Annotated in this window: 15 protein-coding genes and 1 pseudogene; 11 read left to right on the plus strand and 5 right to left on the minus strand. The window is 50.6% G+C overall.

Annotated features, from left to right (window positions below; translation table 11 throughout):
* Positions 1–41: 41 nt before the first annotated feature.
* From ABEW34_RS05720 to ABEW34_RS05730, 3 genes are all read right to left on the minus strand, one after another.
* Positions 42–800, minus strand: coding sequence for a sulfotransferase family 2 domain-containing protein (locus tag ABEW34_RS05720; protein WP_430155764.1), 759 nt, complete (start codon positions 798–800; stop codon positions 42–44).
* 52 nt (positions 801–852) lie between these two features.
* Positions 853–1,455 carry an adenylyl-sulfate kinase gene (gene cysC / locus ABEW34_RS05725; RefSeq protein ID WP_430155767.1) on the minus strand — a complete coding sequence of 201 codons (603 nt, stop codon included), beginning with the start codon at positions 1,453–1,455 and terminating at the stop codon, positions 853–855.
* A 209-nt stretch (positions 1,456–1,664) separates the two neighbouring features.
* Positions 1,665–2,399 carry an SDR family oxidoreductase gene (locus ABEW34_RS05730; protein WP_430155769.1) on the minus strand — a complete coding sequence of 245 codons (735 nt, stop codon included), beginning with the start codon at positions 2,397–2,399 and terminating at the stop codon, positions 1,665–1,667.
* A 201-nt stretch (positions 2,400–2,600) separates the two neighbouring features.
* On the opposite strand from ABEW34_RS05730, the pseudogene ABEW34_RS05735 reads away from it, so the two are divergent.
* The 8 genes and pseudogenes from ABEW34_RS05735 to ABEW34_RS05770 form a co-directional block, all read left to right on the plus strand.
* A pseudogene (locus tag ABEW34_RS05735) lies at positions 2,601–2,921 on the plus strand (winged helix-turn-helix transcriptional regulator); the annotation flags it as partial.
* 97 nt (positions 2,922–3,018) lie between these two features.
* A complete protein-coding gene (locus ABEW34_RS05740) occupies positions 3,019–3,957 on the plus strand; it encodes an aldo/keto reductase family protein (RefSeq protein ID WP_430155771.1) in 939 nt (312 codons plus the stop codon).
* A gap of 448 nt (positions 3,958–4,405) precedes the next feature.
* Complete coding sequence (locus tag ABEW34_RS05745; protein ID WP_430155774.1) at positions 4,406–5,449, plus strand: NAD(P)/FAD-dependent oxidoreductase; 1,044 nt, start codon at positions 4,406–4,408, stop codon at positions 5,447–5,449.
* Between the two features lie 37 nt (positions 5,450–5,486).
* A complete protein-coding gene (locus tag ABEW34_RS05750; protein ID WP_430155777.1) occupies positions 5,487–7,130 on the plus strand; it encodes a helix-turn-helix domain-containing protein in 1,644 nt (547 codons plus the stop codon).
* Between the two features lie 93 nt (positions 7,131–7,223).
* A complete protein-coding gene (locus tag ABEW34_RS05755) occupies positions 7,224–8,264 on the plus strand; it encodes an ABC transporter substrate-binding protein (protein ID WP_430155780.1) in 1,041 nt (346 codons plus the stop codon).
* A gap of 299 nt (positions 8,265–8,563) precedes the next feature.
* On the plus strand, positions 8,564–9,598 hold the full coding sequence (locus ABEW34_RS05760; protein WP_430155783.1) for a serine hydrolase domain-containing protein: 1,035 nt from the start codon (positions 8,564–8,566) through the stop codon (positions 9,596–9,598).
* A 111-nt stretch (positions 9,599–9,709) separates the two neighbouring features.
* Positions 9,710–10,630 (plus strand): hypothetical protein, encoded by a 921-nt coding sequence (locus tag ABEW34_RS05765; RefSeq protein ID WP_430155786.1) that lies wholly within the window; start codon positions 9,710–9,712, stop codon positions 10,628–10,630.
* 96 nt (positions 10,631–10,726) lie between these two features.
* Positions 10,727–11,581 carry an AraC family transcriptional regulator gene (locus tag ABEW34_RS05770; protein ID WP_430155788.1) on the plus strand — a complete coding sequence of 285 codons (855 nt, stop codon included), beginning with the start codon at positions 10,727–10,729 and terminating at the stop codon, positions 11,579–11,581.
* A 167-nt stretch (positions 11,582–11,748) separates the two neighbouring features.
* Here the strand turns inward: ABEW34_RS05770 and ABEW34_RS05775 are convergent, their stop codons facing one another.
* Positions 11,749–11,904 carry a hypothetical protein gene (locus tag ABEW34_RS05775; protein ID WP_430155790.1) on the minus strand — a complete coding sequence of 52 codons (156 nt, stop codon included), beginning with the start codon at positions 11,902–11,904 and terminating at the stop codon, positions 11,749–11,751.
* A gap of 499 nt (positions 11,905–12,403) precedes the next feature.
* Here ABEW34_RS05775 and ABEW34_RS05780 point away from each other — a divergent pair, with 499 nt between their 5' ends.
* Positions 12,404–13,171: a LuxR C-terminal-related transcriptional regulator gene (locus ABEW34_RS05780; protein ID WP_430155793.1), complete on the plus strand. Its 768-nt coding sequence runs from the start codon at positions 12,404–12,406 to the stop codon at positions 13,169–13,171.
* Between the two features lie 93 nt (positions 13,172–13,264).
* Positions 13,265–13,918, plus strand: a complete 654-nt coding sequence (locus ABEW34_RS05785) for a hypothetical protein (protein ID WP_430155795.1) — start codon at positions 13,265–13,267, stop codon at positions 13,916–13,918.
* Between the two features lie 192 nt (positions 13,919–14,110).
* Here the strand turns inward: ABEW34_RS05785 and ABEW34_RS05790 are convergent, their stop codons facing one another.
* Positions 14,111–16,348 carry a carboxylesterase/lipase family protein gene (locus tag ABEW34_RS05790; RefSeq protein ID WP_430155798.1) on the minus strand — a complete coding sequence of 746 codons (2,238 nt, stop codon included), beginning with the start codon at positions 16,346–16,348 and terminating at the stop codon, positions 14,111–14,113.
* A 243-nt stretch (positions 16,349–16,591) separates the two neighbouring features.
* Here ABEW34_RS05790 and ABEW34_RS05795 point away from each other — a divergent pair, with 243 nt between their 5' ends.
* Entirely contained in the window at positions 16,592–16,918 is a 327-nt protein-coding gene (locus ABEW34_RS05795) for a hypothetical protein (RefSeq protein ID WP_430155800.1), read from the plus strand.
* The last annotated feature ends 23 nt before the right edge of the window (positions 16,919–16,941 follow it).

The raw sequence follows: 16,941 nt of genomic DNA on the forward strand, positions 1-16,941 counted from the left end.
GCAAGTTCTCTCCCATTTTCGTCTATTTCATCGTTAGTGCTCTAATAGTAACCCAATTCGTCCTCGCTTTTCCAGCAGCAATTGCGTCTATACAGGCGCAGCTCCTCCCGGTAGACGTGCGAAAGCGTATAAATTTTTTTCAGCAGAAGCTGGCGGGCTACATAGTACAGCTCAACATCACTGGCATTTTTACGAAGAATGAGGTCAATTATATCGCTTGTCAGTTCTGTTTTCGGCGGACGGTTGTCATTGGCGTTTTTTTTGGAATAGACTTTCGGCTCCCAGCCCATTGTTTTCATAAACAAAAATTGCGATTCCGCATACAGCTCTGTAATCCCGGCAAACGAAACCTGCTGCTTCAGATTTCTGGTCGCCAAGCTCAAATTAGGGGTCATGCTGCCCAGCTCTCCGCTCAGAAAACGGGTTTGCACATTCACATATTCGGGATCGAAATACGAATTATTCAAAAACTCCTCGAACGTGAGATAGGGATTATAGCTTTCGAGATAATTGATATTTTTGTATTTAAAATAAAAGAAGGAGGCGATCTGATCCACCGGATCACGCAGCATCGTTACATATTGGCAGGGGCGGGTGGTCGTATGGTGGAGGCCGAAGGGGAGGTGGCCGCATAGCGCATCGGCCTGTTTGAGGGTTTGCCGCAGCAAATCTGGTTTATTCGCTACCTGAAAATAGTAAACCATGTTCGGGCAATGCTCGACAATCGCCTGCGTGAAGGAGGTTCCCCCGGTTTTCGGAATGTGTACATACAGCAGCAATGGCTCTTTGGATGTTTTCATGATGCTGCACCTCACCTCATTTGTGAAAATTAGCTGGTGCCGACGCCGCTGCTTATAGGCAGCCGTTGTCTCTTAAATAATCTAAAATGATGCGGACGGACTCCTTAAGCGTATGCCTGTCGCTTGCGATCATTATTTCAGGCTGTCCTGGCGCTTCGTAAACGGAGGAAATGCCTGTGAAATCATGGATTTTACCGGCACGTACTTTTTTGTATAGCCCCTTCGGGTCCCGGCGCTCACATTCTGCAAGCGGGCATTTGACATAAATCTCAATAAACTCGTCCTCGGAAAAAAGGGATCTGACCCGCTCGCGATCTGCCCGATAGGGTGAGATGGCAGCGACCAGTACGATCAATCCGGCATCGGCGAACAGCCGGGCGGCTTCGCCAATGCGGCGGACATTTTCACTGCGGTCCTCTTGGCTGAAGCCGAGCCCTTGATTTAAGCCAAGCCGAAGATTGTCCCCATCCAAAACATAGCTGTGCATATGACGCTTAAACAGCTCATGTTCCACAACGGACGCTAAAGTCGATTTGCCAGAGCCCGATAATCCGGTAAACCATAGCACGCAGCTTTTATGCCCATTCAGCTGATGCCGCTCGTCCTTGCTTACTTTGGGAAAATGCCGCACGTTAGGGGGCGTTTCATGTTTCATATTACCACTTCGCTTCCGGGGGGGGCTACGGTCCTTTATCTACTAAAATATGTTGTACAGCGACAATCGTTCGTATAAAAACACAAAATCAGGCACAGTGGCCTGTGCCTGATTTTGTGGGGACGGAGCTGCCTGTTTATGCCCGGCCATATTGCTTTGCTGGACAGGCTGACGCTGAGTTCTCCGTCATCTCGATTGAACCTGCAGCGTTAACGCAGCAAATAGCCGCCGTCAGGATGCAAGGTCGTGCCTGTCGTGTAGCTGTTCGTCATTAAATAGACAACCGTATGGGCGGCTTCTGCCGCTTCTCCAACTCGGCCCAGCACATTCATATCCGTGTAAGCATCATAGGAGGCATCGCGGGTTGCCTGTTCGGCACCCTCCCAATTAAATGCCGTATAAATCGTGCCCGGCGAGATGACATTGGCTCTTATTTTCTTCGGTGCGAGCTCGACGGCGAGTGCCTTGCCCAAGCTTTCAATCGCGCCGTTGCAGGCGGCATAAGAAGCGCCATCCGCGAGCGGCCGCTGGCTGAATGCGCCTGACATGAGCACGACGGAGCCACCCGGCTGAACATAAGGGAGTGCATATTTTACCGCATAATATTGCGGCCAGAACTTCGCCTTGAAGCAGCTTTCCGCTGTCGCTTCATCTGAAGTGATGGGCCCCCGCACATAAGAGGCTCCCGGGGTGAAGAGGTGGTCGAAGCTGCCCATTGTTTTAAAAAAGAGCTCCAACTGGCCGTTGTCGCGATTATCCAGCACGTAAGTCTCCACCTTGTCAGAGCTGAGCGTCTGGCGGGCTGCTGCCAGCTTCGCTTCGGACCGTCCGGCAATGACGACGGACGCCCCTTGTTCAAGTGCCTGCTGGGCCGTCGCCAGGCCGATTCCCGAGCTGCCGCCAATAATGACGACGCGTTTATTTTTTAAAGATAGATTAGTCATAGGTAAGCCTCCTGATTTTATTCGATGGGCGAATTTCGCCATTACCGTTATTATTGAAGAGATTGTAAGCGCTGCCAAGTATGCAGTTTCTTCGTACATAGTCCGAAATTTCGTACCATCAGCAAGCGCGCGGAGGCTAGGCGGCAGGTGTACAGGATCGGCATTTAACTGGTATGATGGTAGAGAGAGGAGTAGACTGGGGTGAATTTACAAGAGCCGAGATTGGCAGGAGTTATTGCAACGCTGGAGGTAATCGGAGGCAAATGGAAGCCGCTCATCCTGTTTATTTTACTCGTAGAAGGTACGAAACGGTTTGGCGAGCTGAGGCGGTTAATACCCGATGTGTCGCAGGGAACACTTGCGAAGCAGCTTCGTGAGCTGGAGGAAGACGGGCTTGTGCAGCGCGAAATATTTCAGGAGATCCCGCCCCGTGTGGAGTACAGTCTGACCGAGCATGGGCTTAGCGTATCGGCAGTGCTGGACAGCATGTGCGGCTGGGGCAGGAAGCATGCCCGATTTGTGCAAGAGCTGGAAACCAATAAGGCCACGGATTCCCGGCCAGCGGCATCAGCCGAGGCGAAAGGGAAGACGGACCGGACGTATGAGGAGATGAGTTCAAATGCAATTTCGTAATTTAGGAAAAAGCGGTTTGAAAGTCAGCGAGATCAGTCTGGGAAGCTGGTTGACATATGGGGGTTACGTGGAGCGCGGCAACGCCGTCAAAGCGATTGAGACCGCCTATGGCTTAGGCATTAATTTTTTTGATACGGCCAATGTGTATGAGCGGGGCGAGGCCGAGAAGGTGATGGGCGAAACGCTGCGTGCGTATCCCCGCGAATCCTACGTGCTCGCAACGAAAGTGTTTGGCAAAATGGGCGATGGTCCGAATGACCAAGGGCTGTCTCGCAAGCATATTACGGAGCAGTGCCATGCCAGCCTGAAGCGTCTGGGCGCCGACTATATTGATCTTTATTACTGCCACCGTCATGATCCGAATACGCCGATGGAGGAGACGCTGCGGGCGCTGGACGATCTGGTTCGTCAGGGGAAAGTGCTGTACGTCGGCATCAGCGAATGGACTGCGGCACAGATGGCGGAAGCGCATGCGATTGCCGACCGTTATTTGCTGGACCGCATCATAGCGAATCAGCCGATTTATAATATGTTCAACCGATACATTGAGAAGGAAGTCATCCCTTTCGGGGAGCGTGGCGGCATTGGCCAAGTGGTGTTCTCGCCGCTGGCGCAAGGCTTGCTGACGGGCAAATACAGCTCGGCAAGTGAGCTTCCGGCGGACAGCCGGGCAGCAAAGCTTGAAAACATGCGTAAAAATGTGACTGATGAAAAAATTGTCAAGGTGCAGCAGTTGGGCAAAATCGCCGCGGAGCTGGAGCTGTCGGTTGGGCAGCTGGCGCTGGCCTGGATTTTGCGCCAGCCGAATGTGTCCAGTGCGCTTGTGGGCGCCAGCCGCCCGGAACAGGTCGAAGAAAATGCCAAAGCAGCGGGTGTAGAGCTTAGTGCTGACGTTTTGGAGCGAATCGAGGAAATATTGGCTTAATAAGTGATCGAAATTAGTGAGTGTAAATAGAGCTGGCCGCTTTGGGGTTATTCCTCAAGCGGCTTTTTATATTGGAAAGAATTCATGTTCTCATTTTTTTGAAATAACGCGATTAAAGGGAATGAAAGAATCGTACCAAAAAAATGAAATATAAAGCAAGAATAAAGAATAATCGACTTCCTCCGAAGTGAATCTTATCTGCACTGTTTTCAGCGAATGCTTAATCCGATTTTAGACCGTAAGCGGACAGGAAATCCATTATAGCGATAACCCGTGATTTTGTTGAAATAGCTGCCGCTGTGTCCGCCAACAGACAGCATAGACAGCATTTTATTAGATTTGTATAAACGATTGTTCTATTTTGTCCATTGCACTTTACTGGAATAGAAGGCTACAATGAATAAATAGTGAGAATGAATATCAAATTCATGTATTGGGAGGAAAAAGTGTGTCGGAACAGTTAGAATTATACGATGTAACGATTATTGGCGGCGGTCCAGCAGGACTATATGCTGCTTTCTATAGCGGGATGAGGGATATGAAGACGAAGGTGATTGATGCTCAGGAAGAGCTGGGCGGGCGGATGCTGATTTACCCGGAAAAAATGATTTGGGATGTAGGAGGCGTCACCCCGATTTTATGTGAGAAGCTTATTGGACAGCTCAAACAGCAGTCGCAAACCTTTGACCCGACTATTGAGCTTGGGCAGCAAATTCGCAATTTGACGAGACTTGAGGACGGGACGTATATGCTTGAAGCATCTACGGGAGAGAAGCATTGGACGCGGACCGTTATTTTGGCGATTGGCCGGGGCATCTTGAAGATGGCAAAGCTGGAGCTGGAAGGCGCCGAGCGCTACGAAGTATCCAATTTGCATTATACAGTGCAGGAGCTGGAGCCGTTTCGAGGCAAGCGGGTGCTTATTTCCGGCGGCGGCAACTCGGCTGTCGACTGGGCGAATGAGCTGGAGCCGATTGCGGCGCAGGTGACGGTCATTCATCGCCGGGAGTATTTTGGCGGCCATGAGAAGAACGTCATCAAGATGAAAACCTCCTCCTGCGACGTCCGCACGCCATGGGAGGTCTCGCAGCTGTACAGCGGCGACGGATCGACGATCAGTAAGGTAACGGTGAGACATTTGGAGACGGAGAAAACGGAGCAACTGGAAGTTGATGCGGTCATCGTCAACCACGGGCTGAAGTCTGATTTCAGCGGCATTAGAGATTGGGGCATCGGCATGGATGAGTGGTGCGTATACGTCACTCCGAAGCTGGAGACGAATTTGCCGGGCATTTTCGCCGCAGGCGACTTTGCTTCTTATGACAGCAAGCTGAACCTGATTGCCGGAGCGTTTACGGATGCCACGCTAGCGGTCAACAGTGCCAAGCTTTTCATAGACCCGAAGGCGGATGGGGTTGCTTACGTATCCTCGCATAATTCCCGCTTTAAGGAGAAAAATCTAGCCCTCGGCGTTAAAGAAGAAGATGCTTAATGAAGGAAAGAAGATTAGCTTAGATAGGATGTGAAAAATGATGCTGCTCTCTTCGGCAAATGCTGGCCTGCCAAAGGCTCAGCATAGCTTCTATATGCCTGTGCGGCTGCGGGAGCTTCAGCAGGGCCAAGGCGAAAAACATCAGGAAGAAGCAGCCCCTCTCTACCGTATGCTTATCGTATGGGGCGGGGAGGGCGCGCTTTATATTCATAACTATTATCATGAGCTATCCCGGGGCAGCGTATGGCTCAGCGGCCCTTCGCTGCCTAAGCTTCAGTTAGAGGCAAATACGGAATTGCGAGGCATTTTGCTGGAATACAGCTGTATTCCAGCTGCTGGTGAAACAGGAGCGTCCCTGGAGCATCCGGTTCCGCTGCAGTGCTGCCCAGCGGTCATCCTGCAGCTTGCGAGCGAGCTGGCGAATGTGTGGAATCAATGTGATCCACATTCGCCTTTTCGCGTTCAGCAGCTTTTTACGCAGCTGCTTGCCGAGCTGCACCGGGAGCTGGCAAGCCGGAAAAAACCAGCCAGCTCATGGCTGGAGCAAGCAGAAGCTTATATCGAGCGGCATTTCAGCGAGGATATTACGCGGGAGCAAATGGCAAGCCGTGCTGGGGTCAGCCCAGAGCATTTTTCGCGAATGTTCCGCAAGCATACGGGCAGGACATTCAATGCCCATTTGACGATGCTGCGTATTCGCAGCGCACAGCAGCGCTTGCTGGCTGGAACGGCCCCTGACCTTGGCACGTTGGCGCACGAGGTTGGCTACAAGGAGGGTGTGTACCTCAGCCGCAAGTTTAAGGAAGGCATCGGCTTGTCGCCGACGGCTTATTTGCGCAAGAACAAACGGCTCGTTTCGCTGAACTTGAACCATACCGGTAGCTTAATGGCGCTCGGCATTATTCCGGAGCTAGGCGTATATACGCCCTGGCTGGACGGGATGCGGGGAGGCTTGCAACTGGGTGGTAGCCAGAGCCAGAGCGGGAGCGGGAGCTTCAACCCCTATGGGCATACGCCGCAAACGTTTTACGAGGCGATTGCAGCAGCTAAGCCGGATATCATCATCAACTATAGCGGGGCAGAGGAAAACAGGAGGCTGCTGCCGCTTGCTCCCGTTATCGAGCTGCCTTTTCGGACGATGAACTGGCGCGAGCAATTTTTGCTAATTGCAGGCATAGTAGATCGCAGACAGCAGGCGGAGGAATGGCTGGCGCAATACGATGAGCAGATCTACATCATTAACCGCAAGCTTGACCGAGAGCTGGGCAGCCGGGGTACGGCAATTGTTTGGGAAATTGGCCGAAATACAGCTTATTGCTTCAGCAGCAGCTTTGGAAGGGGCTGTCAGGTTCTTTACGATGATATGGGCTTTCGCCTTCCGGCAAAGCTGGAGGAGCAAAATATTTCCGCCAAGGGCTTTATTGAAACGGGTATTGAGCTGCTGGCTGCTTATCCGGCGGATCATATTTTTATAACAGGATCGCCAACTAACCCAGGAGACAAGCAGCGGCTGCGGCGTTTATTCCAATCGTCAAGCTGGAGAAAGCTGGACGCTGTGCAGGGAAACCGCGTACATGTGCTGAAGGAGAAGGGGCAGTTTTACGGGTATGACCCGTTGTCCTCGCAGGCGCAGCTGCAGGAGCTAATCGGCTTGCTGGCTCCGCATCACAAATTTGCATAGTGCGGGATCATTTTAAGGCATAGTCATTTGCTCGCTTACACGTTAAAGTGTAAATGAGAATGATTATCGACATAAAATGAGGGGGATTTACACGTGTTTTTGAAAAATCAAAGCCAAAATCATAAGCGCCGCATGGCTGCTATGCTGGTTATGCTGCTGCTATGCGTAAGCATCTTTACAGCATGTGGTACAGCAGAGTCGAACGAGACTGGCAAGACGAATGCTGAAAGTGAAGCGACAGCGCAGGCATCCAGCGAAGCAAGCAATGGCGGAGCGACAGAAGCGACAACAGAGGCTAGCGCTGATCCTAACGCAGTCAGAACGATTTCTACTGTAAATGGCGATATCGAAATTCCAGCTCAGCCCAAGCGTATCGTGGCTGAAGAATACCTCGGCAGCTTGATTGCCCTTGACGTTGTGCCAGTCGGGGCGCCGGGATTAACGATAAAAAACTATTATTTTAAAGAGGCGCTTACCGGCGTTGATGATACGGGGGAATATGGCAAGCCGTCTGCCGAGAAAATTGCAGCTCTTGCTCCCGATTTGATTATTACGGCCAATGGAGAAAGCTACGATCTGCTCAGCAAAATTGCACCTACTCTCCAAATTCCGTATGGCGATCTCAAAAATGCTCATGAAGAGCTGACGTATTTTGGGAAGGTGCTGGGCAAAGAGCAAGAGGCGAAGACATGGCTGGAGGAATTTGACCGTCGCATTGCTGAAGCGAAGGCGAAGGTGGATGCGGCCATTCCGGCAGACGCAACCTTTTCCATTTTTGAGCATATGGAGAAATCGACCTATGCCTACGGCGATAATTTTGGACGCGGCGGTCAGCCGGTGTATCAAGCGCTTGGACGCAAGCCGCCAGCTGAAATAGCAGACGTCATTATGGAGAAGCAGTGGGCCGAGCTGTCAGCAGAGATTGTCCCGCAATATGCTGGGGATTATATTATCATGACCTCGAACAACTGGACACAGGCTGATTTTGAGGCTGATCCGATTTGGAGCAACCTTCCGGCAGTGAAAAACGGCAAGCTGTATGTATGGCCAGAGGAGCGTTCTTGGTACTACGATCCGCTCGCGGTACTGGCTCAGACCGAGGAGCTTGCGGAATGGCTTTCTAAAGGCAATTAATCATTAGCAGCATTAAGCTTTCAAAATGAAAAGCCGCCGAAGTGATTTCGGCGGCTTTTTTTCGATGTATGCCCAGCATGGGCGTCATCTTTAGGGTGAAAGTCCCGAACGGGGCTGGCGAGCGCCTACCGTTAGCCAAGGGGTGGTGTGAGAGGACAGGGGCTCGCCACCCCTTCCTACTCGATTTTGAAGGCAGCAGGTTAAAGCTTGTCATAAATGGTTGAACCATAAGAACATATGTTCTATAATATAGAGGGTTGACTGAAGCGAATTGGAATGAGAGAGGGCTGGATCAGACTATGCCATTAAATATTAATATAGTTGAACGTATGGCGCATTATAGAGTGGCGGGTTTAAGTGCTGCGTTTATACGGCAGGGGCAGTTAAGCGCGGCAGAGAGCTTTGGTGTTCTGGAGCAAGGAGCCTCGCATCTGGTGAATAGCGATACGATTTTCAACGCATGTTCCATTAGCAAGTTTTTAACGTCCATGCTCGTTATGAAATTAGTCGAGGATGGTCTTCTAGCATTAGATGAGGATGTAAATGATAGGCTCACTTCATGGAAGGTTCCGGGTCATCCATGGACTGCTAGCAGCAAAGTGACTCTAAGGAAGCTGCTTAGTCATCAAGCGGGCATTGTTGATCCAGAGGGGGGATTTGGCGAGCTTCATTCCAAGGCGCTTTTTCCTCCAATGGTGACGTTGTTAGAGGGAGAGACGACTTATTGCAAAGTGCCTATTAAGGTGGAATATGAGCCGGGAAGCGACTTTCAATATTCAGATGCAGGCTATTGCATCATTCAGCAGCTCATAGAGGATGTTTCAGGAAAGCCCTTTGAAATCGTCATGAGCGAGCTTATATTTGAACCTTTGCATATGAACAACAGCACGTTCCGTCCATCCTTATTAGAAGCAATGAGCGGGAGAGTTTGCTGTGGACATGATAAGCAGGGAAAGGCAGTGGAAGGGAAATATCCGGTTTATCCTTATCCGGCAGCAGCCGGGCTTTGGACAACGCCGTCGGACTTGGCCATTTTAGTTGTGGAATTAATGAATGCTCTTAAAGATCAAAGCGAAATAGGATTGTCCGCAAGCTATGCGAAGGAGCTCGTTACTCCTCAAGGCGTTACAGAATGGACAGGGCTAGGTCTTTTTCTAGACCATTCCAAGCATGAGTTGGAAATTTCCTCGCTCGGCTGGGGCGTAGGCTTTCAATGCATGCTAGTCGCTTTCCCATACACAGGAACGGGAACCGTTATTATGACGAATACCGATTTGGGCATTCATCAGTTAAAAGGGATGATTGGGGAAATGCTCTCTCCGCCGAGAGGCTGAGGTAATATCCGCTTTCCGTTCAGTGAAATACTGGATAAAGGTCCGTTCCGGTTACCCTGTCCATTCCTTTAAAGTTAAGGCAAGAAGCTAATAGGGAATGGATGGGATTATATGATTAGGAATTTAGGTGTGGAAGCGGGCCCGCAATGGGAGGAGCCAGCAAAGAAGGTTCGCCTATTTCAGGGGGAGGGCCTGCTGGCGTCGCTAGGCATACTTGGCTTTGTGCTGGCAGCGGTATGCGTGGTCTGGATGCTGCTCTATGGTGGCGAGGTTGCGCCAAATGGGGATGTAAGCAAAGCGGCTTCCTTTAATGCGGCATTGGGTATTTTTTTGCTCTCGACAGCGGCGATATTGCCTTTGTCCGCTATGAGTGCAAGAGGCAAGGCGATTTTTCGCTGGTCTTATGCATTTCTTTCCATGTATTCGTATTTTGCTGAAAATGTGCAAAATATGCGCGGCATGAATCCGCGTTTTGCAGAAGGCGGTACAGTCTTTGATATAGCTGTGGCAGCCGGTTTTGGCCTTGTGGCCATGCTGCTGATCGTGTTTTATTGCGTGCTGGCCATCACTTTCTTCCGCAGCAGATCGTATAAGCTAAGACCGGAGCTGGTGCTGGCGATCCGCTATGCGATTATGGCGGTATTGCTTTCCTTCGCCGCTGGCATTTGGATTTCCTTGACGGGGAGCCGCATGACAGGCGGGAATGGAAATATCATATGGCTTCATGGTCTGGGTTTTCATGCGATCCAAGCTGTGCCGCTTGTTGCATGGCTGTCGGAGCGTACAAGGCTGCGCCCGCAGGCGCGTCGCAAGTGGGTACATGTCGCCGGCGCTGCCTATTTGCTAGGGCTGTTTGAAGTAGGCTGGCAAACTTGGATCGGTGGAGCCATGCTGGAATGGTCGCCGCTGCCACTGCTCGCTTTGTTCTTCTTCTTGCTGTCTCTCGGGGCTGGCTGCTATATGTTTTGGCAGTTCGCAGCAGGCGGGAAGAGTACAGAGGTGAGCAGCCCGTCGCTAGAACGAGAGGGATAATTACGTTATAGGGAGAAGCCTTGCATTCTTGTGCAGAGAATGCAAGGCTATTTTATGTTATTTTAGATATAGTAGTAAACAGAGGAGGGCTGGGTTATGGATTGGGTATTGCATATGAACGCGGCCATTGGCTATATTGAGGATCATTTGGCTGATGAAATTGATTATGTAGAAGCAGCCCATATTGCGGGATGTTCACTCTATCATTTTCAGCGAATGTTCCCGTATATTATGGAGGTATCGTTATCGGAATACATTCGCAGGCGACGGCTCAGTCTGGCAGCGTTTGAGCTGCAAAACAGCACGGTAAAGGTCATAGATGTGGCGCTCAAATATGGTTACGATTCCCCCGAAGCGTTCGCCCGTGCTTTTCAGCAGCTGCATGGTACTACACCGACTGCTGCGAGAAGTGCCGGTACAAAGCTGAAGGCCTATCCGCGGCTATCCTTTCAAATTTCAATAAAAGGAGCGGCAGCTATGAATTATCGAATTGAGGAGCTTGGTGCATTTGCCGTCGTGGGCATTTCCGAGCAGGTGCGCAATAGCGAGGTGTTTGAGACAGTACCGCGTTTATGGGCTGAGGCAGCACAGGCTGGCCTGTTCGAAAAGCTATGGGAAATCCGCGCATCCGAACCCGGTATCCGAGGCATACTTGGCGTATGTGCGGACGGAGGGCATGGGCAAAATGAGTTTTTGAACTACATTTTAGCAATTGAAACGGAGCAAGAGGCTCCCGAAGCTATGGTCCGCCGACAGTTTTCGCCTTCATCATGGGTGGTATTTGAAGTGGAGGGAGGACCGGATCAGCTGGGCGGTATTTGGAAGCGGCTGTACACGGAATGGCTTCCTACCTCGGCCTACCAGCTCGCCAATTTGCCTGCTATCGAATGTTATTTGCCGCCAGAAGAAAACCGTAACGAGCTGTGGGTGGCGGTTGAGGCGAGAGCTTAATAAACGGACAACTGGGCTGTTGCACAATTTACGATTTAGCCGACCATTTACTCATAATTCAGCCATTCAGTTCGTGTGAAATATAGCAAAAGAAGAAGCCGTCTTCGCCTCGCAGCATAGATGGCTTCTTTTTTCTTTGCTTGAAGACATTTGTAGCCTACTGCCAGCTACTTGCTGTTCACTAAATGATCCGCATGGGTAATGCGGTACTCTCCCCAATCCATAGAGGCGGTTGTTGTGCAATATCGTTCTGCGGCAACGATCGCTTTTTCCTGATCGTCGCCCATTATGGTGACAATAGGAGAAAAAGGTGACTTCTGCAAACTGCCTCGCGCTATGCGGGTCTCTGGAGCAGAAGCTTTTTTCCAATTCCTTGCTTAATTCCTAGTGCTCGCTATTTTGCATAACAATGGGCGCCAAGTAGCTGGCCCGGTTAATGAAATTCATTTTCATCACTCCAGCACATCCTGGGCGTAACCCTCTAGGTCATATATTTTTTTCCAGGAAAGATTAATTGTCCAGCTAATTGTTAATGTTGTAACGAATTGATTATTTTCATGAATACTTTGAGGTTGTCTTTCAGGTAATCCTTCGGTTTCTTCATAGGATTCAGGGCTGACTTTAGCCTATATTTATGAAATTCAGTAGGAAAGCTAGCATGAATATAAGAAAGCTGAATGCATAGGGCCAATTCTGATAGAGCTGGTGCGCGAATACTAGCTGGATTTAAGTTTTTCCTTTTGCAGCCGATAACTATAAGAGCAGCTTTTCTTATTTTTACTAAAGAACAGGGTCAGTTAAGCAAGGAGGAATAGCACGACCATGTCACAATCGATCAAAACTCTACGCCAGCGGTGGGGTGGAGGCCATATAGAAGAATATCGCAAGTCCACCGCATCGTTCGTCCCCAAACAGCAATTCGAAAGCATTTCCCTTCAAAAAAAACCGTTGATTACGGCTTTCCACGATAGCCTCTCTACCATTAAGGATCATCTTACAGGCAATTATTTATTTCTGCTGACTGACGCGAAGGGCGTTCTGCTGGGCATGGATTACAGCGACAATTTGAAACAGACGGTTGCCAAATCGAAGCTGCGCCTCGGCATGTATTTCACTGAAAAAAGCTGCGGCGTCAATGCGATTTCGGCAGCGATGGCCTCGAATGGACCAGTTTATTTGTTGCCGGAGCAGCATGGAAGCCCTCTTTTTCAAAGCTGGCACTGCTTCTCTACCCCTCTTGAGGTGAATGGGGAAACGGCTGGTTATTTGGATGTGTCCACGATTAATGCGGATATGAAAAGCGAGCTGATTGCGATAGCCAAGCTGATTCCGACCGACATGCTGTTCCGTTACGAGAAGCAGCAGGCTGCGGAGGATTTGGAGCAAGGGCTGGGCACGGTGCAATTAACAGAAAGGCAGCTTAAGGTGCTGCAGCTGATTTCACAGGGAATGAAGGTCAAGGCGATTGCATTGAAGCTAAAAATTAAGGAGAGTACGGTCAATCATCATAAGCGAATGATTTTTGAGAAGCTTGGTGTGCAATCGAGTACAGAAGCGGTATCTATCGCCAGTAAATGCGCTTATTTGTAAAAATCAACCTATAGTTTTTTGTAGGTGGAAAATAATAGGGTTTATGCTACACTTTCGTAGTACACAAATAGAGAATATTTATCGGAGGGTATTATGTCTAAAATGTCTAAAAAGAAGCTAGGTTCCTTATCGCTGCTGCTCGTGCTTGTAGCTGTATTGGTTGCAGCATGCGGAGGCAGCTCGAAAGATGTTGATTTAGGGACGACAGCAAAAGGAACGTATAGCAATGAATATTTCGGTGTGTCGCTGAACTTCCCGGAAGAGTGGGAATATCAAGATGCTGAAACGATGAACCAACTGACGAGCGAGGTTGGAGAAGCGATTGTGGGCAACGATGATAAAAAGAAAAAACAACTGGACTATGCTCAAACGAAGACGCTAAATTTGTTGATGGCTTCGCAATATCCGATTGGTGGAGAGCAGACGGGTGCGTCCGTTATGGCGATTGCGGAAAAGCTGAGCATGCTGCAAGGCATCAAAACAGGCAAAGACTATTTGGAAGCATCCAAAAAATTCATGGTCGATAGCCAATTGCCTTACGAATACAAAGATATTGTCTCGACGACAGTTGGCGGCAAAGATTTTGATATGATGGAAGTTACGATCAATGCAGGCGAAGTGACGGTTACGCAGCATTATTATAGCGCGATTCTGGAAGGTTATGCGTTCAACCTGATTACGACTTACATGGATGATGAAACGAAAAAAACGACGGACGATGTAATAAGCTCCGTTACGTTTAAATAAGCAAGCACGATATTTGTGGTTGAAAATAAAGCAATAACAGCCTGGCAGCTGTCATGAATGGACGTGGACGCTGCCGGGCTGTTATTTTTTATATGGTTGCAGATATGTCGAGGAAAGGCTGTGTTTATCAGTACTTTACTCTACACTAGTCTTCACTACATTAAGCATAATGCTTAAAGCTGCGAATGAGGCTTACCAGAAAAATCTGCCCGCCAATACGTTTTCTTGCAGTAGCTTCAAGATATCCGCTGGCAGTTCCTTTTCCATACGGGAAAGCACATCCGCTTTCTTATAATATTCATTCGACATATGAATCGTCTGATGCTCATTCGAAGCATCCAGACGCAAAATGCGATCAGCGCCATCCTTCGCCGTCCACGGTGTCCATGCTGGCAGGGAGCTGGCATTTGGATTGCCGGTGTAGAGGAAGTTTTTCCAGTAAGCGTGTATGGCTGCTGTCAGTTCATTGCGACCAGGCTCATTTTGCTCGGAGAAATAGCCGTCAGGGAAATACGCAGCAATGCCAGCTTTGCGTCCGAGAATGAAATCCATGTCTGCGCCGTGCGTTGCGCCAATCAACTGCTGCAGGCTGCTCGAAATGACGCCATCCTGTGTTCCCCATGCAAAACGGTACGCATAAACGGCGGGCTGTCCAGAGCGTGCCGTCAGTACCTCGGCTGCGCGCTCTGCATTGAAGCCGGAATACAGCTCGCTTCCATATTTGACAGCTGCTGCATATTGTGGCCCCTTCACCGGGTCCTTCAGCAGGCTGCCGTCAGCGAAGCCAGCAGCGAATGAGGGATCGCTCAAGGCGAAGGCGGAAAACTCCGTCGCTGTGCTGCCCAAAATCATCGGAAGCTGCGCATATTTGCCGCTCTTCAATACGTTAAAGCCCTCCGCTGGAAGTACCGTGCCATCGCTGAATAAATGCGGGAACGGCGCCATGCGGATGGCCGTTCCACCGAACTGCTGCACGAGGTCCGCAGCAGGCTGCTTGCGCAAATACGCCGCGAGCTGCTCGGCTGTTTGGCCAGCTACCCACTTGGCAGCCGCCGCTTCATCGGCGGCTGTGCCATCCGCAGCGGCCAGCTTTGCCAGCACGCTGTTCACCTTGGCGTCGCCGTCCGCCGTAGGCGCGGTCGTCATGCCGCCGCTGAGCACAATGGCTTTCTGAAACAGCCCTTGGCTCAGTGGAGAAATGACGGCCGCCATGACATCGCGGCCGCCGGCCGATTGGCCGGAAAGCGTCACATTGGCCGCGTCTCCGCCGAATCCGCCAATGTTGCCCTGTACCCATTTGAGCGCCTGGAAAATATCCAGCAGCCCATAGTTGCCTGAATCCTGAACCGCATCGCCTGTTGCCAGAGAAGGGTGATGGAAGAAGCCGAGCGCACCGAGGCGATAGTTGATTGATACGACGATGCTGTTCGTCGCTTCGGCAAGCAGATCGCCTTTGAAATCTTTGCCGGAGCCGGTCATATTGCCGCCGCCGTGCGCGAAGACGAGAACGGGCAGGCTTGTGCTGCTGTCAGCCGGCCGCCAAATGTTCAAATACAGGCAGTCCTCGCTGCCTGCTGCCTTGCCAGCTGCGAGCTGGGTGCAATTCGCAGCGAAAGCGGTCGTCGCAAGCGTGCTTGTCCAAGCTGCTGGCGCTTGCGGGGCTTGCCAGCGAAGCTCGCCGACTGGCGCCTTCGCATAAGGCACGCCGAGCCAGCTAAGCGTGCTGCTCGCTTCATCCTTGGCGCCTTTAATCGCGCCATAGGCGGTCTGCTGCGTCACATCCGCAGTGAAAGGCGCTTGTGCCGCTTGTTTTTTCATAATCGCTGCCAGCGTTTCGCCGCTGATTTTATGCTTTGCTTTGAGCGCTTGCGCCGTGGCGGTTGCAAGCTGGGCATTGGTCAGCTTGCCGCCTGTTATCAATGCGGCTAGCCCTTGCTTGGCTGCAAAAGCCAGCACATCGGCTTCTTTATAATCTACGCCAGCTTCATAGCCGAGCGCCTTCAGCAGAACCCGGGCATATTCCTGCGCGGTGACAGCCTGCAGTGGCGCGAAATGGCCATCCTTATCTGCAAGCCATCCGAGATGCGGATGAGCTTTCAAATAGTTAACAAGCGGCTGAAGCACTTTGCCTGCTTTCGCCGCATCAGGAAAGGAATCGCTTCCCGAATAGCTAAGTGCTTCTTTCTCTAAGCCTTTCAAACGAAGAAACAGCGTCGCAGCTTGTGCGCGAGTCGCTTGCTTGCTCCAATATTTTTCGCTGAGCGCTTTGCCATTGCCCTTAATCATTCCTTGATCGATGAGCGACTGAATCTCGGCAGATACTGCCGCAGCAGCAGGCACCGTCGTGCTCGCGTAGCTGTAAATGGGCATGCTTCCGAATAAAACAGCAAGCAGTAAAGCAACAACGCTTATTTGTCTGACCTTCCCCATTGTACAATCATCCTCTCTGTTGTCATCCTTTATGATGCCTTTTCATTATAAGAAGTCGCTTTCAATGCCACTACGACGATAACGACATCTAACATGTTCAAATCCGACTTATTGTAATCGCTTTCATTTAAATGATCATTTTGTATAAACGGGTTTGTCGAAATGCCGCCAAATATCGAACACATGCGTGCTCAGCGAGCTAAGCGAACTGGCGGACGCTGCTGCGAACCGTAGCCGTTTATTTTGGACGAGTGGGGCAAGCAGGGCAGGTCATATACAGACGGAGGCAGAGGCTTTGCTGCTGCGGTTTTGTATGGAGATTTGAGATTATGCCCGTCGCCGGCGGTACAGATAGGTTCTGTTCCTTCCAAAGCCGTGGGCTCGCGCATGTTCAAGGTGACGCTTGAGGAGCTGGCGCTGCTATCAGCTGACCATCTGTTTATCACGTTCGACAAGTGGCACAGCCAAGCGGAAGGAGAGGAGCGCCGGCTGCTGGAGCAGCCGAGTGGCGCAGCCTTCCCGCTGTACAGAATAGCTGTGTGTACGAGGTTGATTTTCTTACTTGAATGAACAATGGCGTCATTTCCAATAGT

It is taken from the genome of Paenibacillus algorifonticola (genome assembly GCF_050481745.1).
GTDB lineage: Bacteria > Bacillota > Bacilli > Paenibacillales > Paenibacillaceae > Pristimantibacillus > Pristimantibacillus algorifonticola_A.